The sequence below is a fragment of the Shewanella sairae genome, from assembly GCF_023283535.1.
GTDB lineage: Bacteria > Pseudomonadota > Gammaproteobacteria > Enterobacterales > Shewanellaceae > Shewanella > Shewanella sairae.
The window spans coordinates 17643-40989 of record NZ_JAKILT010000015.1; the positions used below are offsets into that span (position 1 = coordinate 17643).

Annotated in this window: 21 protein-coding genes and 1 pseudogene; 11 read left to right on the forward strand and 11 right to left on the reverse strand. The window is 42.4% G+C overall.

Features of this window, described 5'->3' with window-relative positions; all coding sequences use genetic code 11:
* Nucleotides 1–111: 111 nt before the first annotated feature.
* The 10 genes and pseudogenes from L2748_RS08410 to glnE all read right to left on the reverse strand — a co-directional run bounded on the left by L2748_RS08410 (nucleotide 112) and on the right by glnE (nucleotide 11213).
* A complete protein-coding gene (locus L2748_RS08410) occupies nucleotides 112–819 on the reverse strand; it encodes a hypothetical protein (RefSeq protein WP_220782562.1) in 708 nt (235 codons plus the stop codon).
* Between the two features lie 290 nt (nucleotides 820–1109).
* On the reverse strand, nucleotides 1110–1622 hold the full coding sequence (locus tag L2748_RS08415) for a DUF3592 domain-containing protein (protein ID WP_246616229.1): 513 nt from the start codon (nucleotides 1620–1622) through the stop codon (nucleotides 1110–1112).
* Entirely contained in the window at nucleotides 1609–2118 is a 510-nt protein-coding gene (locus L2748_RS08420; RefSeq protein ID WP_220782561.1) for a hypothetical protein, read from the reverse strand. The genes L2748_RS08415 and L2748_RS08420 overlap by 14 nt, the downstream gene beginning before the upstream one ends.
* A 449-nt stretch (nucleotides 2119–2567) precedes the next feature.
* Nucleotides 2568–4904, reverse strand: a complete 2337-nt coding sequence (locus L2748_RS08425; protein WP_220782560.1) for a DUF262 domain-containing protein — start codon at nucleotides 4902–4904, stop codon at nucleotides 2568–2570.
* A gap of 11 nt (nucleotides 4905–4915) precedes the next feature.
* A complete protein-coding gene (locus L2748_RS08430; RefSeq protein WP_248957682.1) occupies nucleotides 4916–5332 on the reverse strand; it encodes a hypothetical protein in 417 nt (138 codons plus the stop codon).
* A 30-nt stretch (nucleotides 5333–5362) separates the two neighbouring features.
* Nucleotides 5363–5563: pseudogene (locus tag L2748_RS24625) on the reverse strand (putative phage abortive infection protein); the annotation flags it as partial.
* Nucleotides 5564–5593: 30 nt separating this feature from the next.
* Nucleotides 5594–6157 carry a hypothetical protein gene (locus L2748_RS08435; protein WP_220780007.1) on the reverse strand — a complete coding sequence of 188 codons (564 nt, stop codon included), beginning with the start codon at nucleotides 6155–6157 and terminating at the stop codon, nucleotides 5594–5596.
* A 591-nt stretch (nucleotides 6158–6748) separates the two neighbouring features.
* Nucleotides 6749–7213: a hypothetical protein gene (locus L2748_RS08440; RefSeq protein ID WP_220780005.1), complete on the reverse strand. Its 465-nt coding sequence runs from the start codon at nucleotides 7211–7213 to the stop codon at nucleotides 6749–6751.
* 362 nt (nucleotides 7214–7575) lie between these two features.
* Nucleotides 7576–8031 (reverse strand): DUF4347 domain-containing protein, encoded by a 456-nt coding sequence (locus tag L2748_RS08445; RefSeq protein ID WP_220780004.1) that lies wholly within the window; start codon nucleotides 8029–8031, stop codon nucleotides 7576–7578.
* A 323-nt stretch (nucleotides 8032–8354) separates the two neighbouring features.
* Nucleotides 8355–11213: a bifunctional [glutamate--ammonia ligase]-adenylyl-L-tyrosine phosphorylase/[glutamate--ammonia-ligase] adenylyltransferase gene (gene glnE, locus L2748_RS08450; RefSeq protein ID WP_220780003.1), complete on the reverse strand. Its 2859-nt coding sequence runs from the start codon at nucleotides 11211–11213 to the stop codon at nucleotides 8355–8357.
* Between the two features lie 330 nt (nucleotides 11214–11543).
* On the opposite strand from glnE, the gene L2748_RS08455 reads away from it, so the two are divergent.
* The 8 genes from L2748_RS08455 to L2748_RS08490 all read left to right on the forward strand — a co-directional run bounded on the left by L2748_RS08455 (nucleotide 11544) and on the right by L2748_RS08490 (nucleotide 18475).
* The gene (locus L2748_RS08455; protein WP_220780001.1) at nucleotides 11544–12503 is read left to right on the forward strand and encodes a hypothetical protein; all 960 of its coding nucleotides are present in this window, start codon (nucleotides 11544–11546) and stop codon (nucleotides 12501–12503) included.
* Nucleotides 12504–12516: 13 nt separating this feature from the next.
* On the forward strand, nucleotides 12517–13416 hold the full coding sequence (locus L2748_RS08460; RefSeq protein WP_220779999.1) for a DUF350 domain-containing protein: 900 nt from the start codon (nucleotides 12517–12519) through the stop codon (nucleotides 13414–13416).
* Nucleotides 13417–13501: 85 nt separating this feature from the next.
* Nucleotides 13502–15229: a polyamine aminopropyltransferase gene (locus L2748_RS08465; protein WP_220779997.1), complete on the forward strand. Its 1728-nt coding sequence runs from the start codon at nucleotides 13502–13504 to the stop codon at nucleotides 15227–15229.
* A gap of 91 nt (nucleotides 15230–15320) precedes the next feature.
* A complete protein-coding gene (locus L2748_RS08470; protein ID WP_220779995.1) occupies nucleotides 15321–15734 on the forward strand; it encodes a YjfI family protein in 414 nt (137 codons plus the stop codon).
* 12 nt (nucleotides 15735–15746) lie between these two features.
* A complete protein-coding gene (locus L2748_RS08475; RefSeq protein ID WP_220779993.1) occupies nucleotides 15747–16436 on the forward strand; it encodes a PspA/IM30 family protein in 690 nt (229 codons plus the stop codon).
* Between the two features lie 11 nt (nucleotides 16437–16447).
* Entirely contained in the window at nucleotides 16448–17098 is a 651-nt protein-coding gene (locus L2748_RS08480; RefSeq protein ID WP_220779991.1) for a DUF4178 domain-containing protein, read from the forward strand.
* A 134-nt stretch (nucleotides 17099–17232) separates the two neighbouring features.
* Nucleotides 17233–17562, forward strand: a complete 330-nt coding sequence (locus L2748_RS08485; protein WP_220779990.1) for a hypothetical protein — start codon at nucleotides 17233–17235, stop codon at nucleotides 17560–17562.
* 61 nt (nucleotides 17563–17623) lie between these two features.
* Nucleotides 17624–18475, forward strand: coding sequence for a potassium channel family protein (locus tag L2748_RS08490; protein ID WP_220779988.1), 852 nt, complete (start codon nucleotides 17624–17626; stop codon nucleotides 18473–18475).
* 72 nt (nucleotides 18476–18547) lie between these two features.
* Here L2748_RS08490 and L2748_RS08495 read toward each other — a convergent pair whose 3' ends face one another.
* On the reverse strand, nucleotides 18548–20035 hold the full coding sequence (locus L2748_RS08495) for a CYTH domain-containing protein (protein WP_220779986.1): 1488 nt from the start codon (nucleotides 20033–20035) through the stop codon (nucleotides 18548–18550).
* A 232-nt stretch (nucleotides 20036–20267) separates the two neighbouring features.
* Between L2748_RS08495 and L2748_RS08500 the strand changes: the two genes are divergently transcribed.
* The 3 genes from L2748_RS08500 to L2748_RS08510 all read left to right on the forward strand — a co-directional run bounded on the left by L2748_RS08500 (nucleotide 20268) and on the right by L2748_RS08510 (nucleotide 22979).
* Nucleotides 20268–20948 (forward strand): TIGR00153 family protein, encoded by a 681-nt coding sequence (locus L2748_RS08500; RefSeq protein WP_220779984.1) that lies wholly within the window; start codon nucleotides 20268–20270, stop codon nucleotides 20946–20948.
* A gap of 24 nt (nucleotides 20949–20972) precedes the next feature.
* Nucleotides 20973–22241 (forward strand): inorganic phosphate transporter, encoded by a 1269-nt coding sequence (locus L2748_RS08505; RefSeq protein ID WP_220779982.1) that lies wholly within the window; start codon nucleotides 20973–20975, stop codon nucleotides 22239–22241.
* A gap of 162 nt (nucleotides 22242–22403) precedes the next feature.
* On the forward strand, nucleotides 22404–22979 hold the full coding sequence (locus L2748_RS08510; protein ID WP_246616094.1) for a TIGR04211 family SH3 domain-containing protein: 576 nt from the start codon (nucleotides 22404–22406) through the stop codon (nucleotides 22977–22979).
* Nucleotides 22980–23347 lie beyond the last annotated feature (368 nt).

Below are 23347 nucleotides of genomic sequence, written 5' to 3' on the forward strand. Positions count from 1 at the left end.
GCGCGCACATCTAACATCTGATAGCGCGTAACCTTGTGAGCTTACTGCTCACAAGGTTTACAGCAGAGAAGTAACTGCACTCCCCTTTTATATAGCCTAAATAGCCTCGAGTTAATCGTACTCAGCAACTAGCATGACTTTCTTTAATTCTGGCTGGTAAAACACCATAAACTTACCGGCAAAACCCAAGTATTCACTATCTCTAACCAAGTAAGCTTCATCTTTAAAGCTGCCTATGAAGGTATATTCTTTATTGTCTTCATCCACATAAACGATATCGCGGCTACTCATATGTTCAAATTCAGGATGATTAAGGCTGCAGGTCACTTCATAGTAATGGTCCAGCTCTGGGTTCTTTGCCAGTTCATTATATAAACATGAAGCCCAGTTCTGGCCAAATCTAGGTTGGCCGCCCAAAGTGATTAATGGCAACTTTTTGCCACGACGCATCAAACACTGATTGGCAGAAAATTCGTCCTGCGCTTGCTGATAGTTGTCTAAGTATTCGTCTTGCTCTTCAAGCGTATCATCATTGGCGTACTCGTCATCTAAGCACCAGCCTTGTTGCTCATCAATATACGAATAGGTGATTGGGCCATAATCGCCATCGGGAATGCCTTGCAGATTAGGGAGTGCGATGAGTACTTTATCGTCAATGCTTGCATCAAACATATTGAATGATAGCAGTCCGATAGGGATTAATTTTTCACGGTCAAAAGTCACAGACTCAGCCGTTGGAAATGCACGATAACCAGCTTCATCATGGAAAATATCGATTTCAGCTACATTCAATTTGGTATTTTTAATTACAAACGCCATATTTAACAACGTATTCCTTTATTATTAATAGGTTAATCTGCTAATTCGCTAGCATTATCCACAAGCGAACCATAGATTATTGATGCCAGTATACGCTCTTGTTAGCGTAAATTGGTGTATTCAAATGCGCCGAAAATCACGCTTTGAGAAATCAAATTTACTCAGATGAGGGTTAAGCAAAGCTCCCTTACATTTGACACATATAAATACACGAAAGAGAGCACAGTTTTCTATAGGCGACCTCATCATCCATACCACCCCCATCAGCGTGACAGTTCTAATAAAATCAGCTACACATTGCGAACAATAAAGCTGTCACGGCTTGAGGTCATCTGCAGATACATCAGATAAAGGACAGGGATTAATATCAAAGAGAACACCACCAAAGCCACAATCAAAAACAGGTGCATTGTTGGCTTGATAACAGCAGTGTTGGGATTACTAGGTTTATAGTGCACTAAGATCTTTTTATCACGAGGAAACTCAGCCACCAAGGCTTCGGCCTCCTCCCAAGAATAACCCGGAATAGCACCTGTAATATCGGTCTTATTGCTCTTGTGGTAAATTTTACCGTCAACAGCATAAAAGTACTCAATAGCCACTTCGTAATGCGATTCAGCGCTGCTTCTTTCATGGTAGCGCTCAATGAGCCAGCAATTCACCACCATCCCTTTAGCTGTAGGCCAATTAAAAGCAGCATGAGACTGATGCACAGCATAAGTTGCCACTCCAACAGCAGTGGAGAACATGATAAACATAAACCACATTAATATTGAAATCTGCGACAGCTTAAACCGCTTCACTACTGTTATCCTCAACACCCGCACTACTTTTTGCACAGCTATCAACGCTGCCGTCCTCAGTGCAATCCTTATAGCTATTCATCAAGGTTTGATAGCCTTTCACAAGCTTTATCAATGGCCATATCATGGCTGTAATCAATAGTGCGATTGCAAGAAAACCCAAGATAAGCAGATTGATAAAATCATCACCTCCACCTCCGGAAAACAGCCCACCGCGATTAAATATGCTGGCTCCCCAAGCCGAGGCAACAGCCGCCAAATTCAGCGCTAGATGTAAGCCTAACGATTGCAAGAGAACCCAATACCCTTGCTTTAAAAGCGGCGATTGGATGCGGTACCAGTTAACCCCAACCCAACCAAGCCAGCCTATCCATAGCGTCGCCGCAGGCAACCAAAGCACGCCAAGAATATAAATCACCGGCACAGCAAAGTAGCTGTAGCGCAGCTGCGTGAGTTGGGAGAGCTGTGTGAGTTGAGAGTGTCTTGATAAGTCCATTTTAAATCCTTCTTAACAGCGACTTTAGATAACACGGTATTAAACTAAAGCGACTCTAGACCGCTGTGCTGTAATACATCTTGGTTTTAGTGCTAACCTTGCCATCCAAGGTATCCCTATGGCAACCCAATCAAGCTTTGCTTGATAAAGGTCGTGGCTTTGCCACATATCAGGCTACGCCTGACTAAGGTCGTGAGCTTCCAGCTCACACACGGGCAAAAGGGGACATCCATGTCCCGCTGAGCCTGAGCCATCATCCATGATGGTTCCACGCCATTTTCATCTTCGTATTTCGGCAACTCCGATGGGGAACAGGTGTTTTCTGTCTGCTAATTGTCATCAATTAGCCATTGATTAATGGTTCAAGATAGATGGGGTCAGAATAATTTATTCTGACCCCACATTTCTATTTATGTCGTATAAAAAAGTTACATTTAATCTTGCTACATTTAAAACTGACAGTATCTTGACTTTATCTCGTCACGTGTTGATAAAAACATATTCATATAGTCTTCATTGATCTCATTATTATCAACATTCTTCATTATTCCTATAAGTGTAGTTAAGTCGTTAATGATGTCACCAGCATTATTGTTTATAGTAGAAAAACTAATATCATGAACAATCATCCATAGTAAATACATATCTTGTAGTGAGCGCTTGAATGTTTCTATACCTCTAACATTGAAGAATGAATTAAAGTCTTCAGCTGATGTTGCACTATCTTTAAAGCTGAAGAGCACTTCGACTTTGGATATAAAATCTTTCACTCCTGAAATAGACTTTATATATTGCTCTTTTTTATTATAATCAGATTCTAAACTATTTAAAAATGCTGTCACAGCAGCTTTATTTGCGAACCTGCAGTTAAGCCTATCCTTTTTAAGGTAGAATTCCACGCCCTTTGACTTCAGTTCTTCACCATAAATCTGTTGGAATTGAAGATAGGCTAAAATTGCTATCATCTCTTCATTTTCCATCCTGTCGTTTTTTCTATCCTTTCTTACGACCCTAAGGTAAAACCAATCTATATATTCTTTTGCTATTTCTTTTATATATTTTATTACAGAATTATTCACACTCGAATTCCACATTTCAAATGAGTTTTCTTTAATAGGATAAGGCTTGTTATTCAATCTAATAAATAAGTCTACAGGGTTAAATCCTTCATTCATTTTTGCATCAATTTCGATTATACTTAAATCAAAATCGTACAACTTTTCAACAAGCTGTTCAGGCAGGTTACTAAATTTAGAACCATTAAGGTCTTTTAGTATACGAAGCCCTTTTAGCGAAAAGTTGTTGTTTTTAGAATAATTTTCAACACCTTTTTCATCTAAGTATCGCTTACCCATAAAACCTAGTACAGAAAGTATTCGTTGTTGACCATCTATAACTTCTTTTACACCTAGTTTATTTTTGTAAATAAAAATAGGCGGTAGATAAACACCCAGCAGAATACTCTCGATTATTGATGATGCTTTAGGTATGCTAATTTTTTCTTGTCTTTGATATGATGGTCTTAGCATGTATTTTTTTGATTTAAGATCACAAACTATTTCTTCAATTGGTTCAGATATAGGTTCAGGTTTTAACAACCTTAACTTATCCAAAGCATTCATTTTTAGAACGCCATCTTCTTCTGTTTGTCGCAGCTGCTTAACTCTATAGGAAAAGTTCTCATCCCTTAAATAGGTTGTGAAGTCGACGCTATAAATCTCACCTAAGAATTTAGCTGTATCCTCGAATCTTTCGAAAATACTTTTATAATAGTGGTAGTCCTCTAGAGGGTACTTTTCTATACTATCTGTGTAGTGGGCTCTAACCTTACTAATTAAGTTTTCATCTACAAATAGTTCTTTTTCTTCGCTATTTAAAATAGTTACACCCCATAATAAACATTCGAATATAAGTTTATTATTTGCTATTGCCTTATCTGCCACAAGCCTATGTATTTCAATAACTTTATTTACTATCAATATAAAGTCTTCTATAAAAGTATCATAATCTTCAATGTCGCTTTTTATAAAGTCATATAATAATTCACGAGTATCAGTACGGCTACCGCTGCCAGCATAAGAACTAATAGGAAATTTTGTCAGGGTTATATAGCGTCTGAAAAAATCAGTTATTAATGCTTGTGTTATACCATTCTTATTACTTTTATTGCTAAAAAAACAATTTTTAATGTTTTTTATCAACACTGGGTTGTGTTCAAACTTTAAGCGTATTACATCGGTAAGAGGATCATCATCATATTTTGCGTTATCAAGTTCACTACTCGTAATTGGTGTAATTCCAGTGTTATAGCGCCTAAATATTTCTTTCTTTATTTTGTCTTCTAATTCGTCTGATAATTTAGGCTCATTTACCACTTCGAATTCAAAAAGTCTAACCTTTGTATCCAAAAAAGCATCTACGACTTCTACATTCAACTCATTGAAGTTCTTCCCGTTTAGAACTTTTAACTCAAATAATCCTTTTGAAGTTAGTTTAAATGAGTTTTCTTTAAATCTTTTTAATGTTTCAAATCGTTGTCTCCCATCTATAACTTCAATTTTGTTGCCTGACTTAAAGAGAACAAGAGGAGGAATATCAGTTCCTAATAATATACTCTCAATAAAAAACGTTGCTTTAGTCGCATCCCAAACATAGTTTCTTTGGTAATATGGCTTATAATTTATTCTCTTTAAGTTTCTTTCACCAAGGAGTGTTTTAACGGAAATTGACCGCATGTTAATTTTTAGGTTGTTTTTGAAAACTCTTGTAAATTCGTTATCTAACATGAAGCCTCCTACTAGAAAGTGTCTTTAACTATATTTGAGATATGTTCGGATGGTAACTCAATTACTATGATTTGATCATTTCTGCTTACTTTCACTATATCTTTACTGGGAACTCTTTTAAACATACTGTTGAAGAATCGATCATAAATGTAATGTTGAAAAAAAGACTCTGCCTGACCACTGGTATCTAATAAAACTTCAACTTTAGGGGTGATGTAAATATTAAAAATAATATTCCCCTCTTCATCTTCAAGTATTTCAGTGACTATTTTTTCGCCTACTATTTCTGTATAATCTGAAAATCTTGTTTCTTCACTCTCAATATCCAACATTAGAGTTACATGTTTTGAAATGAATTTGTCTAGCCAGTTAAATAGAGATACCCTGTTACTATTAACTTCTGGATTTGTACTTTTTAAAAAAGTCATTTCAACTTTTGACGTTAAGTTCAAATGCTTTAATATATTGTACTTTAAAATTAAAGGTCTAAAGTTCTCACCATAACTAGAGTGAGAGTTATAGTATATAAGGTAAAGCTCTTTCTCTGAGAATTGCGATCTTACTATTTTAGAATAAAAGAACTTTTCTTTTTCAGAATTAAATCCATGTTCATCGATTACTTTATATATCCTATATATTGTCTTAAGGTAGTGGGATATGGAATCTTTATTCTTATAGTAAACCTTTAGCTATTCAATTGTGATATTAGTCATTTTTTCGCTAGCACTCGACTCACTTAGATCACATTGTAATAATTCATTATTGATATCATTTATGAAATCATGCTTTTCCTTTATTAACTCTGACTTTATCCCAATATATATATTTAGAAGGGAGTAAAAGTTTGATTCAAACTGTTGTATTCTCGACGTTTTAGATTGCTCTTTTAAAGTGTCGCTCTGCTGTTCAAAAACTCGCCTTGCCATTGCATACTCCTCCCGTTGCAACGCCATTTCTTCTTTTTGATAGTTGAGAGCCTTAATTTGTTCTTTTAATGCGTCTCTATTGGTCTGTATATCGTGTCGCTGCTCTTTCAGTCCTGAATAGAATAAAATTACGCCTGCAAGCGCCCACAATGATCCAACGACCCCGCCAACTATATCTCCAAACTGACCGAATACGTCAGTCTTAATGCTGACGTTAAAGTCAAAAAGAATTGCTTTATAGGTGAATGAAATGATGAATAGAAATAGGAGGGAGACGCCAATAAATATTAATACTCTTGAGAATTTTTCAGATATAAAAAAACCCATGCAAATTACCATTCCCTACAGTTATTTAGTTTTAGTTTTTAAGGTCTACTTTTATGTTCCGCTATAAAAGTAGAGTTCTAATCTACAATTCTATTAAATAGCTACAATTATTCAGTATATGCTTTTAAGATGTTGAAATAAATAGACAATGCTCTATTTTATAATTTTATGTGAATTAACCGCTAAGCTTACAGAATACACCAATCCCCATCGAAGTTGCCGAAGTCATTGAAGACAAATAGCGTGAGCGAGTCATGGATGACGAGATAGCCTTAGGTGAGCCAGGGATGGCGAATATGAGGCGATAGCGATTTTCGAAAATGAGTGAGGATTAACAACTTCGTCTGGGGCGCAGAGGGTTTGTTAAGGGGGACAAGCGCTTTCCCCCTTGGCTCGGGTGTGGGCGAAGCGCCACGACGTTAATTGTTAGACGAAGTCTAACTGCAAGCTCTTTGTGAGCAGGAAGCTCACGACTTTGGTCTGGCGCAGCCTGATAGAAGTATCAAACGAAGTTTGATTAGTAGAAATCGTTAGACGCAGTCTAACTTAAAGCTGAAGCGCAGCTTGGTAAAACCAGTTTTTAGACAGAGTCTAAATAAACATCGCAATCATGCCACCAACCGTGGCAGCCGCCTTGACATATTGGCCTGCCGAATACGATGGGTCACCGTTCTCATCAATCTCTTCTGGATGATCTAGCCCTAGCGCACCAAATACAAACGACTCTAGATCGCCGCTTTCTTCTTCAGATTCTGGGTTAGTGGATTCGACCTTAGCAGGCTCAGTCTTAACATGCTCAGTCTTAGCTGATTCGACCGCAGCAGGTTTAGCCCCAGCTTGCTCGGCTGTAAGCTTATCTTGGGCGGCGCTTGATAGGCTAACAGTGGTGCTATCACCAGTATTAGGCAGTGGCTTACTGCCAGCATCAGCGGCAACTGTTAAAGTTGAGCTGGTGCTAGTGGCACTTTGCTGCGCCGCTAAATCTGTGGTTTTTGGAGCGATATTTGCCCCGGCACTCATATTAGTACTATTGGCTGCACTGCTAATAGACGTCATCGAACAATCCCCTAATGGATCCCATTACAACATTGGGACATACTGCACTGATATTAAGCAGTTTTTGAATTTCTACAAAGCAGTATCTACTGAAAATATGATACAAAACGTATCTTTAACGCTGCTTTATTAGCCACGGGTTAAAAGCTAAATTGGCTTCGCTGTACCCACAAAGGCTCATATTGCTGAGCTTGTATATAAATGACTTCAACATGCATCTGGATCAGCTCTGCCAATACCCCGATAAATCGACCGCCTTCATGGCTGGTTGTTAAGTTGGTAGTGTACAAAGAAAGCTGGCTATTACGTGCAAACTGCTGGGCAAACGTTGCCAGGCTATGTTGATGCTCAAGCAGGTAATCTTAATCAATCCAGCGTCCGCCTATATAGATAGCTGAGCTCGATGCCTTGGCCACGATGGTGACACTCGAATACAGCGGCTCACCAGCTAGCACTTGGTTTATTTGCTCAAAAGGCTCTTGGTCATCTTCTAAAATAAGTAAGTGTAACTCGCCGCTAAAATCTGCCAACAGGGTGTCAGCATATTCAACGGAGCGATCGACTATCACTAATTCGGGCGTTGATTCAGTTGTTAATACACGACTGGTAAACTTAGTGAGTTGAGCCTCGGCTGGCGTTGGAAACAAGCAATTGATAAACAGCAATAACCCTAGAAGTGCGATCCAATACCAAGGGAGCTCATGACTTTGACCCAGTTTATTGTGTTTGCCGTTAACGCGCCTACCACGAACCTGCATAAGGCAGGATAGCAAGCCTTTAAAAGATCTATCACGATAATTTGCCAGTTTAAAGTTCATAACAACACCCTCACAACGCTGAACTTAATGCCGCACTTAATGTGAACAGTGCATATAACGAACCATATTAGGCTATTGATATAAATTCATAGGCTTACAAAATAGATAAATCAGCAGCTATTGTGTTATCGCTATTGCCTCTAGATCTGCAATGCATTTTGCATCACTCAAGGCTGACAGCATCTGCCGCGATCAATACGACTAAAATCGCACAGCCAATAAAAAGGCCTCTTTATCTTGCTGATAAAGAGGCCTTGAAGCTAATCGCTGTTCTAGCTAGAGCGACAAGATAGTTAATGTCACTTTAACTGAGATTAATCACATCATACTTCTAGTAAGATCTGCTGATAGATAGCTTCAACTTGCTCGATATGCGACTTAACTGCTTCAATTGGCACAACTGACTTTTTCTGCTGCAGGGTTAATCGATGACTTTCGTCTCGCAGGTGACAATATGCTTGGGTCAGTGCCTGCGCACTCGCTAGCGGTAGTAACTCTAGTTCTGCGAGATCGGCAAAGATCCGCACATTATCCGACCAAAACGATAGGCGTTTATGCTCATGGCTATTCGCCAGCACTAGGTATTGCGCGATAAATTCAATGTCGGCAATACCGCCACTGCTTTGCTTAAGATCGAACATTCCTTGATCGACTTTTAACAGGTGATCGCGCATCTTAATTCGCATTTCACGTACATCTTTAGCCAGCGACACTTTATCACGTGGGCTTTGTAAGACTTCGGTTCTTAGCTCATTAAAGCGCATAGACAATGCTGTATCACCAAACATAAAGCGCGCCCGCACTAATGCTTGATGCTCCCAAGTCCACGCCTCATCACGCTGGTACTCACCAAAGTTTTCTATCTCGCTTACCAGTAAACCCGATGCGCCCGACGGTCTTAAGCGCATATCCACTTCATACAGCTCACCTGAGTTGGTACGGGTTGAGAAAAAGTGCAGCACACGCTGGGCAAGCTTTAAATAAAAGTGACCAATATCGATGGGTCTGTCGCCATTGGTTTGCCCAGCTTTGCTGCCATTATGCAAAAAAACTAGGTCGAGATCAGAGCCATAACCTAGCTCTATGCCACCCGCTTTACCGTAACCAACAACGGCAAAACCCATCTCATTGTCATTTAAGTTATCCGGCACGCCGTGACGGGCAGTGACTTGCGCCCAAGCCTGATGCACGACCTGCTCGATAATCGCTTCAGCCAAGAAGGTTAAGTGATCGCTCACCTCCATTACCGGCAGCACGCCTGTTACATCTGCAGCGGCGATCTTTAGCTGCTGCGATAGTTTAAATTGGCGCAGTGCTTCCATCTGCTGTTCAAGATCATCTTCTGGCACCCGCAGCAAATATTGGCGTAGCTCGCTGCCATAATCGTCTAACGATGTAGTGTCGTATAACTGCGCCGGATCAATCAATTCATCAAGCAGCATTGGGAACTTTGCTAATTGCTGACCTATCCATGGGCTGGCAAGACACAAGCTCACTAGCTGTTGTCTCGCGCCAGGGTTTTCACACAACAGCTCTAGGTAAGTTGTACGCGTTAAAATCTGATCTAATACCTTTGATACTGGCTCAAATGCTTTAGAGGGATGAGCAATATTGGTAAATTCACACAACAGCTTAGGCATTAACTTGTCTAAGGTTTCCCGTCCCCGCGGACCAATGGTGCGGCGAACAACCGTGCTATGCCAGCTATTTAGCATCGGCCATAGCTTTTCATCATCTATGCCCTGCTCTTCTAGTATCGACTGTGCATGGTCATCTTCGTAAGCGTTCCAGATCTGCTGGGTCCAAGTCTCATTTTGATCTTCAACATGATTGCCGCCAACGGTTTCCTGAAAGTGACCATGAATATTGCGCATAGCAAGCTCGATTTGCTCACGCAGATCCATTTCAGTATCGGCGTTAAACACATAACATAAGCGTTGCCAGTCAAGGGCTTCAGTCGGTAATGTCTGAGTTTGTTCATCGTTAATCGCTTGCAGCAAGTTTTCAACCCGGCGCAGTAAAATGTAGCTCTTTTTAAGCTCATCGACGGCTAAATATTCCAGCTGCCCTAGCTCGTATAAGGTTTCGATTGCCGCAAACAAACTTTGCTGGCGCAGCGCTGGCTCTCGCCCACCACGAATAAGCTGAAAGCTCTGCACAATAAACTCAACTTCACGTATGCCACCTGCGCCAAGTTTAATATTGTCGGTAAGCTTTCTCCGGCGCACTTCCTGAGTAATTAAGCCTTTCATTTTACGCAGTGAATCAATGGCCGAAAAATCTAAATAGCGGCGATAAACAAAAGGTCTTAATAGTGCGTGTAGTTCGTCTGACTCTGCGGTCCAAGGTCCTAGCGCACGGGCTTTGACCATGGCATAGCGCTCCCAGTCACGCCCCTGCTCTTGGTAATAATCTTCAAGACCACTAAAGCTCACCACTAGCGGCCCACTTTCGCCATAAGGACGCAGGCGCATATCAACCCGATACACAAAGCCGTCAACGGTGACTTGATGCAATAAGTTAACGAGACGCTGTCCCATGCGGATAAAGAATTGTTGGTTTTCTAATGAGCGTCTGCCGCCAAGGGTTTCACCGTGTTCGGCAAAGGTAAAAATAAGGTCGATATCCGATGAAAAGTTGAGTTCGCGGCCACCTAGCTTACCCATACCTAATATCAATAGTTGTTGTGGCTTACCTTGGCTACAGCTTGGGGTACCTAATGAGGCGCACATTTCTCGGTATAACCAGTCTCGCCCAGCAATAATCAGTGCTTCTGCGAGTGCAGATAGATCTAACAGCGACTCTTGTAATTCGCTGTAATCCATAAAGTCTCGCCAAGCGATGCAGACCATTTGCCTATTGCGGTACTGGCGCAAAATGCGCTTAGCCTGTTCTTCATCTGTTATTGGCTCAAGTAATTTAGCAAGCTGATGATCGAAAGACTTTCGCTCTATATTATGCAGTTCGCTAGCAAATAACTCTGGGATCCAATGGCTATGACGGCATAGTTGAGTCGCAATAAAATCACTTAAGCCAAAAATCCGTTGCAACTCTTGTTGCTGGTCATCAGTCAATAACGCTACAACGTCAGCCGCGTTTTCTGTCAGTCTTTGCCAATACATTTCAGCTGTCGCTGCCATTTGCGTGCTGACAAACTTATTATCCTGTGTCGCCGTGCGCATAATAATCCCTAACAATTTTGTACATCGACATATTATGTCGTTAATGATATAGATAGAGCGTGATCAAATGTGAGCATTTTTTAAGACATGTGTTGATCATTTAGATAAATTGACCAAATCAAGGCCTTATAAACAGGATCCTTGCTTTTTTTATGCTCTAATAGGCAATACTATACTAATTACAGTCAAGCCAAATAATTTCTCTTGCGAATTCAATGTTTCAGCAAGTAATTGAACTGTATTAATGTATTAGCAAGCATAATGACTATCTTGGCTTGAATCATTTGACTGTGAGCCACTAAAAGTAACATAACCGAATTTGGAGAAAATATGGCAGGAATGCTAACCCGCGTTCTCACCATCCTAATGGTCTTCGCCTTGGCAGGTTGCGGCGATGATAGACCTGAGCAGATTGCCAAGTATCAGCAGCTAACGCAGCAGCGGCTCGATACTCTTAGCACTATGCTTAGTGATGGTCAGGTACGTAATGCAAATTTGCTCAAACAATACGTACAAGTATTGGAAAAGCAAAAGCCCGAGCTTAGCCCTTTGTTAAATGAGCTAGCCACCGATGCCACCAATCGCGGTCCAATGTTTACCTCTTTGACGCGGCGCTTAACCGATACCCAAAATGCGGCTAACTATGTCGATCTCGATCAACAGCTTGCTGAAGTTGAAAACCTTTATCAAGCGGCCGACCCAAGTTTATACAACGACATGCTATCTGACCCACTGAACGTGGTTGCCGATATGTCAGATGGTGCACTTGCAAGGGTCAACTCTATTAGCCGCGAGGCCGCAGCCCTTGCCAATGGATCTGAAGACTTTGGTGCGGGCAGCCAGTTAGTCGGCAATCCGTCTTATGGTAGCTGGCAAACAGGCTCTAACGGTATGTCTTTTTGGGCTTGGTACGGCATGTACTCTATGTTCTCTAACCTGACGCGTGGACCAATTGGCTATGACAGGTGGTCGAGCCGTCGTAACTATAGTTATTACAACGATGTAGGCCGCTACCGCTACACGTCACCAAAGCAAGCTCGCGCGCAGACTCAAACCTATGAGCGCACTAAAAAGCAATTTAACTCCCAAGGTAAAAAGTTTGATAGTCCGTATGCTAAATCGCGTACCGGCTCAACCAGTCTTTCAAGACAAAGTAGTAGTACCCCAAAAGCCAGCTCAACAGGACGCACTGCAAGCAGTAAGAGCAAGTTCCGCTCTAACTACTCTAAGGACAGCAGCTTCCGTAATTCCAGCAGTCGTACCACTCGCGGTGTTCGCCGAGGCAAATAATTAAGGAACTTTTATGACATTTTTAGAAAACTACGGCCTCACCAAAGAGCTGATGATCATTCTCTTTATCGATATTACTATCGCGGTGCTGCTACTAACACTCATGCGCTACTTGCAAGGCTGGACAGTAAAAGTAAACAGCCGTCATGAACTGGCAGAAAACGATAACTTCGCTTTTGGTATTAGTACCGCGGGTGCTGTTATGGCACTGGGTATTGTGCTCACCGGCGCAATTACCGGAGAAGCCGCAGAGTCTTACTTAGTTGAAGCCATTGGCATGAGTGCTTACGGCCTATTTGGCTTAGTACTGATTAAACTTGGGCGCTTTTTACATGACAAAATCGCGCTTAATAACATAGATAAGAACGCGTTAATTATTAAAGGTAATGTGTCGGTTGCTATCGTTGATGCCGCTGCAGTCATTGCCACTGCAATTATTATTCGTTCTGTGTTGCTATGGGCTGAAGACCTAACGGTTTATACCTTTATTGCCATCTTTAGTGCCTTTATTATTTCACAGCTCATGTTAGTACTACTGACCCGTGGCCGTGAAAACCGTTACGCTAAACGCAACCAAGGCGCGTCAATGCAAGATGCATTAGCCCAAGGCCATACCGCGCTGGCGATTCGCCACAGCGGTTATATGCTAGCGATGGCATTTAGCTTTAATGCTGCCAGCCACTTCATCATCTTCAACCCAGAAACTTACATCGCCAACCTAATTGGCTGGTTAGTGTTCTCTGTAGTGATGCTGCTGTCGCTATCACTGCTAATCACTTTGATTAAAAAGCTAGTGCTTGCCAACATCAACCTATGTGAAGAAGTTGAGCAGCAACACAATATCGGCCTAGCGGCTGTTGAAATGGCAATTAGCGTCTCCATTGCCATTATTCTGGCCGCCTTAATGGCTTAGCACAACATCAAGGGAGCGCCACTTCGCTCCCTTTTTATTGGCTTTTTCACTCTTTATCTGACTCAACCTAACCAACAGACACTCAATGCAAACCGACTCAAACAGCGCGACAACCACAGCGCAAAACCAAACCATAGAATCAGGCAAACTCGGCTGGTTCGATGATGTGTTACTGCTCGGTATTATGGCAGTACTTGCAGGCTGCGGCCTGATCTATGAATACTTATTATCGCATTATGCTGGCCGTATTCTTGGGGCACTAGAAGCCGCGATTTACACCATGATTGGCCTAATGATTGTCTCTATGGGACTAGGGGCTTTTGCTGCACGTAAAATTCGCTGCGCCTTTACTGGCTTTGCGGTATTAGAACTGTGCGTTGCCTTATGTGGTTCGCTAGCGATTTTAATTACCGCTGCGGTGATTGGTTTTGGTCAACAGTTACCACTGATTATTGCCAACACCTTAGGTTTGCCAGCAGATCAGCTTCCCGATGGTGGCTTTATCGGCACACTGCAAAAACTCAGCGAATACTTGCCTTATGTGTGGGGCATATTGCTGGGCTTAATGATTGGTATGGAAATTCCACTTATCGCCCGTGTGCGCCAAGCGATGTCTGAAGCGCATCTTATGCATAATGCTGGCACCATCTATGGCGCTGATTATATTGGCGCAGGTATTGGTGCCGCGATTTGGGTTTTCTTTATGTTGGCGATTGATATTCAGCTCGCCGCGGCGTTAACCGCCAGCTTTAACCTGTTAGCGGGCTTTATCTTTATCTGGCGCTTCTGGCATCAAATTCGTCACGTAAAATTGCTTTTGGTAGGTCACTTTATTGCGACCGGCATTTTAGTGTTATTAGCCTTGCACGGTCCTCAATGGGAGCAAAACTTTAATAACCTGTTGTATAAAGACAAAGTGGTTTACGCCAAGGCGACCCGTTTTCAGCAACTCACCTTTACTGAGCGATTACGCGGAAATGGCCTAGCGCCAGTGCACTCGTTGTACATTAATGGTCGCTTACAGTTTTCCAGCAGCGATGAGCATATCTATCACTCATTTTTAGTGCACCCGACTATGGCGGCCAGTGCACGCCACGATAAGGTATTAATCATTGGCGGCGGTGACGGTTTAGGTCTGACTCAGGTATTGCAATGGCAACCTAAACAAGTGACTTTAATGGATCTTGATGAAGAACTGGTTGCGCTATTTAAGCAGCCCTCTAGCGATATGCCAGAAGATCTTAGCCGCGCATTACTGCAACTCAATCAAAACTCACTCAATGATCAACGAGTGAATATTATGTATGACGATGCCTTTAATGGTGTGGATAAATTGCTGGCAAAAGAACAAAAATTCGACACCATTATTGTCGATTTACCGGATCCGAGCCATCCCGACCTTAACAAGCTCTATTCCGATGCTTTCTATTTAAAATTGAAGGAACTAATGAGCAATGATGCTGCCTTAACCATACAGTCAACATCGCCGTACCATGCTCCTAATGCCTTTATTTCAGTGGCTAATACGCTAGAGCTCGCGGGCTTTGATGTCGACCAATATCATCACAATGTTCCTAGCTTTGGTGAATGGGGCTGGAGCATAGCCACCTTGAGTGGTAAAAGTGGTAGAAGTCGCTTAGAAAGTATGCAGCAACTGCCTGTGGACGATCCTTGGTTAACCCCAGGGCTTATTCATGCGGCCTTTGAATTCCCGGGAAATTTCTACCAGAATAAGTCCCAAATAAAGCCCAATGTTTTAGGTTCAAGCCAGCTGTACCAATACCATCAGCAGGCTTGGTTAGAAAATCAGTAGAGTTTATTTTTGAATCGTAAAGATAGCCCTTGACATATTATGTCTCGGTGTTATCTTTAATCACAGACATAATATGTCAATAAGGACAAATATGAATATCCACACAATTGCCAACCACCTAAATGAGCTTGGCGACAACAGCCAAACTGGCTTTCAATTTGATTGTTATCCAATTGCTGGTGACGTGGAAGTCTTACAAGTTAACGTAGTTGGCCGAGAAGAAATTCCGGTATTTGTATCGGTAACGGACAACCAAGTGCTTTGCATCAGTTATTTATGGGGCGAAGACGAAGTGAATCAAGAACGTCGCGCTGAAATGTTTGAGACCATGTTAGAGCTCAACATTCCAATGCCACTGTCATCGTTTGCAAAGATCGACGATAAATATGTGGTTTACGGCGCGCTGTCAGTGCAATCAAGCATGCAAGAGATTGAGCAGGAACTGTCTGTTCTATCTGATAACTGTCTCGAAGTGATCGACGAACTCGTCGATTACCTTAAATAAAGGAGCCACATTATGGGCATTCTAAACAAAATTCTTACGGCCTTCCGTGGCGGCGCTACTGAAGTTGGCCAAGGCATCGTAGATGCAAACTCAACACGTATCTTTGAACAAGAGATCCGTGATGCTGAAAAACACCTCACTAAAGCTAAGCGTGACCTAACTGAAGTCATGGCAAAAGAGATGCAAGCAAGCCGTGAAGTGGACCGCCTAAAGCGCTCTGTTGCCGAGCATGAAGGTTACGTGACTCAAGCACTTGAAAAAGGCAACGAGCCACTAGCACTTGAAGTGGCTGAAAAAATTGCTGAACTTGACCAAGAGCTTAACGATCAACAAGCGGCAAACGAAAGCTTCAGTGCCCATGCGACTCGCCTAAAAGAGCTAGTCCGTAAAACTGAGCGTCAAGTTGCTGATTACCAACGCCAGCTAACTATGGTGAAAACCACTGAAAGCGTGCAAAAAGCCACAGCGACGATCACTGACTCGTTTGCCGGTAGCAACTCTAAGCTGCTTAACGCTAAAGACTCACTAGAGCGAATCAAAGCGCGCCAGCAGTCATTTGATGACCGCCTAAAAGCGTCTGAAACGCTAGCTGAAGAGAACAGCGACAAAGCACTGCACGACAAACTTGCAGAAGCGGGTATTGGCGAGCAAAAGTCTAATGCCAATGCTGTACTTGACCGCATTAAAGCACGTAAAGGTTAAAGGAGACTGACGTGGGATTTCTAAGCAGCCTATTTGGCAAAAAAGAGGAACCTAAACGTCAACTCGATCACCCATCAAAACTCAATAAGGGAGACATGATCTCCCTTGATGACAGTTTTGCTTTGCCACCACAACTGCGTGGTCAGCAATTGCGAGTTGAAGCGGTTAATACTTACGAGTATGAGCGCAAACAACAAACTGAATGGGTGTTAAAAGGTCACGGTAGCGACACCATCTTTCTCAGCCTTGATGAAGATGATGAAACTTACCTTGGCCTCTCGATTAAAGTTAATCGAGGCCTAGTTGAAGCGCTGTTCGATTTAGATCAATTTAGTGAGATCTTCGAAGAGCCAGGTAAAGCAGAACTGACGACCAATACCTTATCTGCCGATTTGCAAGAGTATGAGCAGTGGTTGTCGGCACATTATCATCAAGATAGCGCAGGTAATTTTGGCTATTTCCACCGCCAAGATTATCGAGGTCAAAAACCACCTCAAGATGCAAACGGTGCAACCGGTGAGGCATTTGAGTCTTACCAGCTGCTGGATGACGATGAAGATAAGGCTATCGATGTCGAAGTGTATGAGGGTGGCGAAACCGATGTGATGTTAACCATCTATCGTCCACTTTCAGACATCAGAGACTACTGGCCTGGTGCATAATTAAATGGTTCTAAAACATTCTGTTTTAGAACCATTTTTGTTTCAGCTCCGATGAGTGGTAGCATTATACTAATTGGGATTAAGCATATTCCGCACGATCTCTTACGGATGAGTACATTTTAGGTAGCGCACGCATGACCAAACAAAAAAATCCCTTACCCGCTCAATGGCAACAAAACCAAAAGGCAGCCAAAGCAACCCAAATTGCCTTTGATATGGATGAAAAGTTCCAGTATGCCATTCGTAAAGCGGCGCTCGATGCGGGTGTTAGCCCGTCTGATCAGATCAGAGAGATCCTTGGTCTAAGTGTCACTAAAAGACCCAAGCGCCCGCGCCTAACAGTGTCGTTAAGTGCAACTGACTATGAACTATTGGCAGAAAAATATCGGTTGTCACCAGAGCAGCAACTTGAAATTAAAAAACATGTATTAGATGATTTAATTCAATTTAGCGCTGAGAGTTAGTGCCAAACCAGGTGCTGAGTGGCCTAGGCCATTGCACCTAATAGATAGATGGACCTAAGCCATGGCAGATAACAAACGTTGGCTACTACAGCCAGAAACACCTCCCACGCCACTGCAGCTTGCGATGATGCTACTGTCATTACTGTCGGTTATTTTGGTGCTAGTGCTCACTTTTGGGCGAGTCGATGGCGAAACAAGACGACTACTGTTTTTCATTGATACCTGTATCTGTCTTATCTTCATGTCGAACTTCTTTTTCGAGCTGTTTAAAGCCAATAATAAAGTCGAGTACTTAAAAAATCATTGGATAGACTTTGTTGCCAGCATTCCTGCCATTGAAGCATTACGAATGGCACGTTTGTTTCAAATATTGCGGGTAGTTAGGCTTATTCGCACCACTCGCTCGTTAATTGTGCCCATGCTCAAACAGCGCCGCCAAGCCACTATTGCCAGCTTACTCGTCGCGCTTATTACCATTTTAACCTTCTCGTCAGTGTTAGTATTAATTGTTGAAAGTGGTGTTGAGGGTGCCAATATCGACACTGCTGAAAGTGCCATTTGGTGGGCGCTAGTCACCATTTCTACTGTCGGTTATGGCGATTATTACCCCGTCACCACCGCTGGTCACATTATTGGTGGCGTGGTCATCGTCTGTGGTGTGAGCTTCTTTGGTGTGATATCCGGTTATATGGCGTCAGTGTTTGTCTCGCCCGATGAATCAGAAAAACTCGATAGTCATGCCGAGGAGATCCGCTGTGAGCTAAATAATAGTCTACAACGAATGGAAGCCAATCAGAAAAAACTACTGGCCGAAATCGATGAGCTAAAGCAGTCTATTGAAGATAAGATAGAAGACAAAATAGACGATAAGCTTGAACAGAAGTTAGAAAGCAAACGCCAGGGCGAGAGTTAATCTCTCTTTTGCAAGCTAGCAACAAAACAAAAAAGCCCACTTGATGTGGGCTTTCCTATATTGAGTTCTTTATTAACGCCAGTAAGGCTCACTTTGCATTGCACTGCGACGAGAGAACTCCATCGCTTGCACTAAGCTTTGCTCTTTATTTTCCAACCAGGCACTAATATCTAAATAGGCTATTTCGCTGATTTGCTTTAACTGACGATAAGCCGCAAGTGTACGGATCCCCAAAGCTAAATCCTGCCAAGGTGCTCTAAACTGATCGCGTGACTTCTCAGGGTAAAGGCCACCATAGGCAACCCCAACAAAAATACTGTCGTCCAGTGCTTTGGCGACAGAGAGATAATCTGAACTGCTAAGCTCATTCTCTAGCGGCATGATATCTAAAATTCGCTGCCAAGAGTTTTCTTGCATTTTATTGGCAAAATGTCTGAGGTCTATGTCTTTATTAATACTGACCTGACCATCTGCAATTTGAGTCAGCAGATCGACTAAATGTACCTGTAAGCGGCCATAGCAAATATCATTGAGTAACTGTTCCACCTGCCCGACCACATCTAAATGCTGCAGTTGCGCTGTCGCGACATCGACCAAGGCTTGATGTTGCGGCAGTTTAGCCACTAGCGCCGCATTAGCATCAATAATGCCGTATAGACTCAATGCTTGTTCAATAAAGTTTAAGCGCTGCTCGATAGAGTCAAAATCAGCCTCAAACGCGTCTTCTATCAACTCAAATTGTTTTAAGGTGCTTCTTAATAAGCGAATACAGGCACGCAGACGATAACTCAGCATAGGCAGTGCCAGCGCACTTTGCTCAGGATCAAGTAACATAGCTTCAATTGTCTGCCAGCGATCTAAACCTAACGTGAGTAGATTGATTGCGACTTGCTTAAGGCTTTGATTTGGCTCAATCTCGATAAATGTTAGCGCATCTATCACTTCCGGCTTGTATTGCCCAGCAAGACGATAACCGCGCTGCGCTTTACTTGCTTTACCTAAACGCACTGGGATTTCTCGACTGACAATACCTGCTAATGTAAGTAATGCACAGGTATCACCGGCGAGTAACTCAAATTCTAATTCGCAAATAGGGTCGACAGCTTCATCAACACGGATCTCACCAATGTCTAATGCCACCTCAACTAAGCTGTCATCGACAAAAATATGCCAACGCTGGCGAGCAAAATCAGTATTAAATAAGCAGTACAAATTTGACTGTACGGAGGCGATATCGGTAGCTTGCGGCCAAATTTTATCCGGAAATAAATTTAATTGAGGAAACTTTTGATCTATATCAACATTGTATTCGGGACGAGAGTGGATGCCACCAACAACCTGCCCTTTTGTCTTAATTGTTTGCTCTAAGTGTTGATTAATACCTCGAATACGCAGGCCCATGTCCCAATTTCTTAAGGTTAAATCGGGGGTGTCAAAGTAACCGTTTGTTAGCTGCTCTACACCTTTAGCATCGCAATTGGGTAAGCTATCCAATAGTTTTATAAGGCTTTTCTTGTAAATTTCATTAAAGAAAAGTTTAAGTTCGATCTCAGCTTCCATCGATGTTCCATTCACCTTGTCATCAAAAATTAATCAATCTGTCATTAAGGTTACACACTGTAATATTTCTGCAATAATATCACCGTAGGATGCGCTTTGCAGTTAGGATATAACTAGCTAGAATAAAAAACTGTCTATTTAAATCGTAAAACACAGTTTTCTTACGCGGCCGCTTGAGTTAACATGCGCCCGCTTTTTCCAATAGTGGAATAACCAAAATAGGTACACGGCAATGCCAGTAAACTCTATTTTAGGCGTGTTTGCAAAATCGCCAATTAAGCCTCTTCAAGAGCATATCGACAAAGTATACGACTGTGCGTCATTACTTGTCCCATTTTTTGAATCAACTGTCGCAGGTGACTGGGACAAAGCTGTTCAATTGCGTAAGCAAATCAGCCATACAGAGCAAGAAGCTGACTCACTAAAGCGTGAGATCCGTTTAACTCTACCTGGCGGCTTGTTTATGCCTGTTGAGCGCACTGACTTACTGGAGCTATTAACCCAGCAAGATAAGATTGCTAACAAAGCAAAAGACATTTCAGGCCGCGTCATTGGCCGACAATTAGAGCTACCTCAAGTAATTCAAGAACCTTTCATGGCTTATTTACAGCGCTGTATTGATGCAGTGTCTCTGTCTAAAGAAGCAATTAACGAACTTGACGATCTGTTAGAAACAGGTTTTAGAGGTCGTGAAGTGGATCTTGTTGCTAAAATGATTGGTGAACTCGATTCTATCGAAGAAGATACTGATGATTTACAAATTAAGATCCGTAGACAGCTTTATGCTATCGAGTCGGAACTTAATCCTGTAGATGTAATGTTCCTCTACAAGATTATTGAGTGGGTTGGTGACTTGGCAGATCTTGCTGAACGAGTCGGTTCTCGCTTAGAGCTAATGTTAGCTCGCGTCTAATCAAAAGATTATCAAGGTAACAACATGGTTGATGTATTAGTCACCAACGGCCCATGGCTTATTGGCATTGCGGCTCTATTTGGTTTTTTAATGGCATGGGGTATTGGCGCGAACGACGTAGCTAATGCGATGGGAACCTCAGTAGGTTCGAATGCTATTACAATTAAACAAGCGATTATTATCGCTATGATTTTTGAGTTTGCAGGTGCGTATCTAGCGGGTGGTGAAGTCACCAGCACGATCCGTAAAGGCATTATTGACTCTGCTTACTTTATTGATTCTCCAGAATTACTGGTTTACGGCATGATTTCTGCGTTACTTGCTGCTGGTATCTGGTTAATTGCTGCGTCAGCACTAGGCTGGCCTGTATCTACAACTCACTCTATTGTTGGTGCCATCGTAGGTTTCGCGGCTGTAGGTGTAGGTAGTGATGCGGTTGCATGGGGTAAAGTTGGCGGTATCGTAGGCTCTTGGGTTGTGACTCCTGCTATCTCTGGTTTTATCGCCTTTATGATATTCCAAAGTGTGCAAAAGCTGATTTTCAACACAGATAACCCATTAGAAAACGCTAAACGTTACGTGCCTTTCTACATGGCGCTTGCGGGCTTTATGATGTCACTAGTGACAATCACTAAAGGTCTTAAGCATGTTGGTTTACACTTCAGCACCGCTGAGGCGTATGGCCTAGCATCATTGATTGCTATTACAGTTGGTTTCGGCGGTATGCTTGCGATTAAGCGTCTTAAAATGGACACTAGCGCTGACCGTCAAACACAGTTCGGTAACGTTGAGAAAGTATTTGCTATCTTAATGGTTGTGACTGCATGTTGTATGGCATTTGCTCACGGTTCTAACGACGTAGCTAACGCGATTGGCCCATTAGCAGCTGTTGTTTCAGTTGTTGAAAGCGGTGGTCAAATCAATAGCACTGCGCCACTTGTTTGGTGGATCCTTCCACTAGGTGCTGTCGGTATTGTTATGGGGCTAGCAATCTTTGGTCAACGCGTAATGCAGACTATTGGTAAGAACATTACCCACCTAACACCAAGCCGTGGTTTTGCTGCAGAGCTTGCAGCAGCATCGACTGTTGTTATTGCGTCAGGTACAGGTCTACCTATCTCAACAACACAAACACTTGTTGGTGCAGTACTAGGTGTGGGTATGGCTCGTGGTATTGCAGCTATTAACATTGGTGTGGTTCGTAACATCGTTGTTTCTTGGGTTGTGACCCTTCCGGCTGGTGCTGGTCTTTCAATCATGTTCTTCTTCATGATTAAAGGGATTTTTAACTAAATCTGAGCACAACAAGTACCACTGGTACGACGTAATGATGAGGGAAGTTTGATAATTTTTGTATCAAACTTCCCTTTTGCGTTTTATCGCTCTTTTGCTACTTGCATTAACCCCTTTAAATCCCTAGCATGTGGGCTAAATTTCGAAGATGAGAATAGATTAGTGTTAAGAATTCTAATTATTGCGGGGATGATGTTACTTTCCCCTTCTTTACTGGCCGCAAACCAAACGCGCTACATCTCAGATGATGTTTATATCTACCTTCACGGTGGACCTGGAACTCAGTTCCGAATTTTAGGTAGCATTGAAGCGGGCCAACCGGTCACTTATCTTGATGAAGCTCAAGGCGACTACAGCAAAATCATTGACCATAAAGGTCGTGAAGGCTGGATTCAAACTAAGATGCTGAGCAAATCAACTGGCTTGCGTGTACAACTACCCGCTATCCAAGCTGAACTTGAGCAAACCAAGGCACAGTTAGAAGCTGCACTAAACAGCAGTGATAACAACGCCGCTGAGTTAAGCCAAGTTAAAGCGCAACTGTCTGCTGCTAAAAAAGCACTAGAAAGCGCCAGCTCAGAGCGCGACAACGCTAAAGCAACATTGGCTAACATTCAAAAGAATGAACGCTTTGAAATGTGGAAGCAAGGTGGCTTTATCGCCGCAGGTGGTTTGCTACTAGGGATGATTCTAGTTTATCTGCCAAAACCACAGCGTAAGCCTAAAAACCGCTGGTAAAATCGCGCGAGAATTACAGCTAGTGTAATAGCTGAAGAATTAAAGCCTGTGTTTTTAAACACGGGCTTTTTTATTACCTAGGTATAACCCTGCAGTTCAACATCCGCTTATTCTGCTTACGGAACAAAACACGCCCGTTATCGGCACAGCAGAAAGTCTCACTCCAGCCATACAGCAACCAAAAACACCTCAAACTTTAACAAAAATTCAAACAAATGACTTTTAAACACTTTTCTACATCCCTTTATAGACAAGGGCTAGCGCACTTTTAACCCACTAAAAATCAAACACTAATCACATCGGATCTCACAAAGGTGTCCTCCGTCACACTTTGTATGTATAATCGCCGCGAGAACGCCTTAGATTGT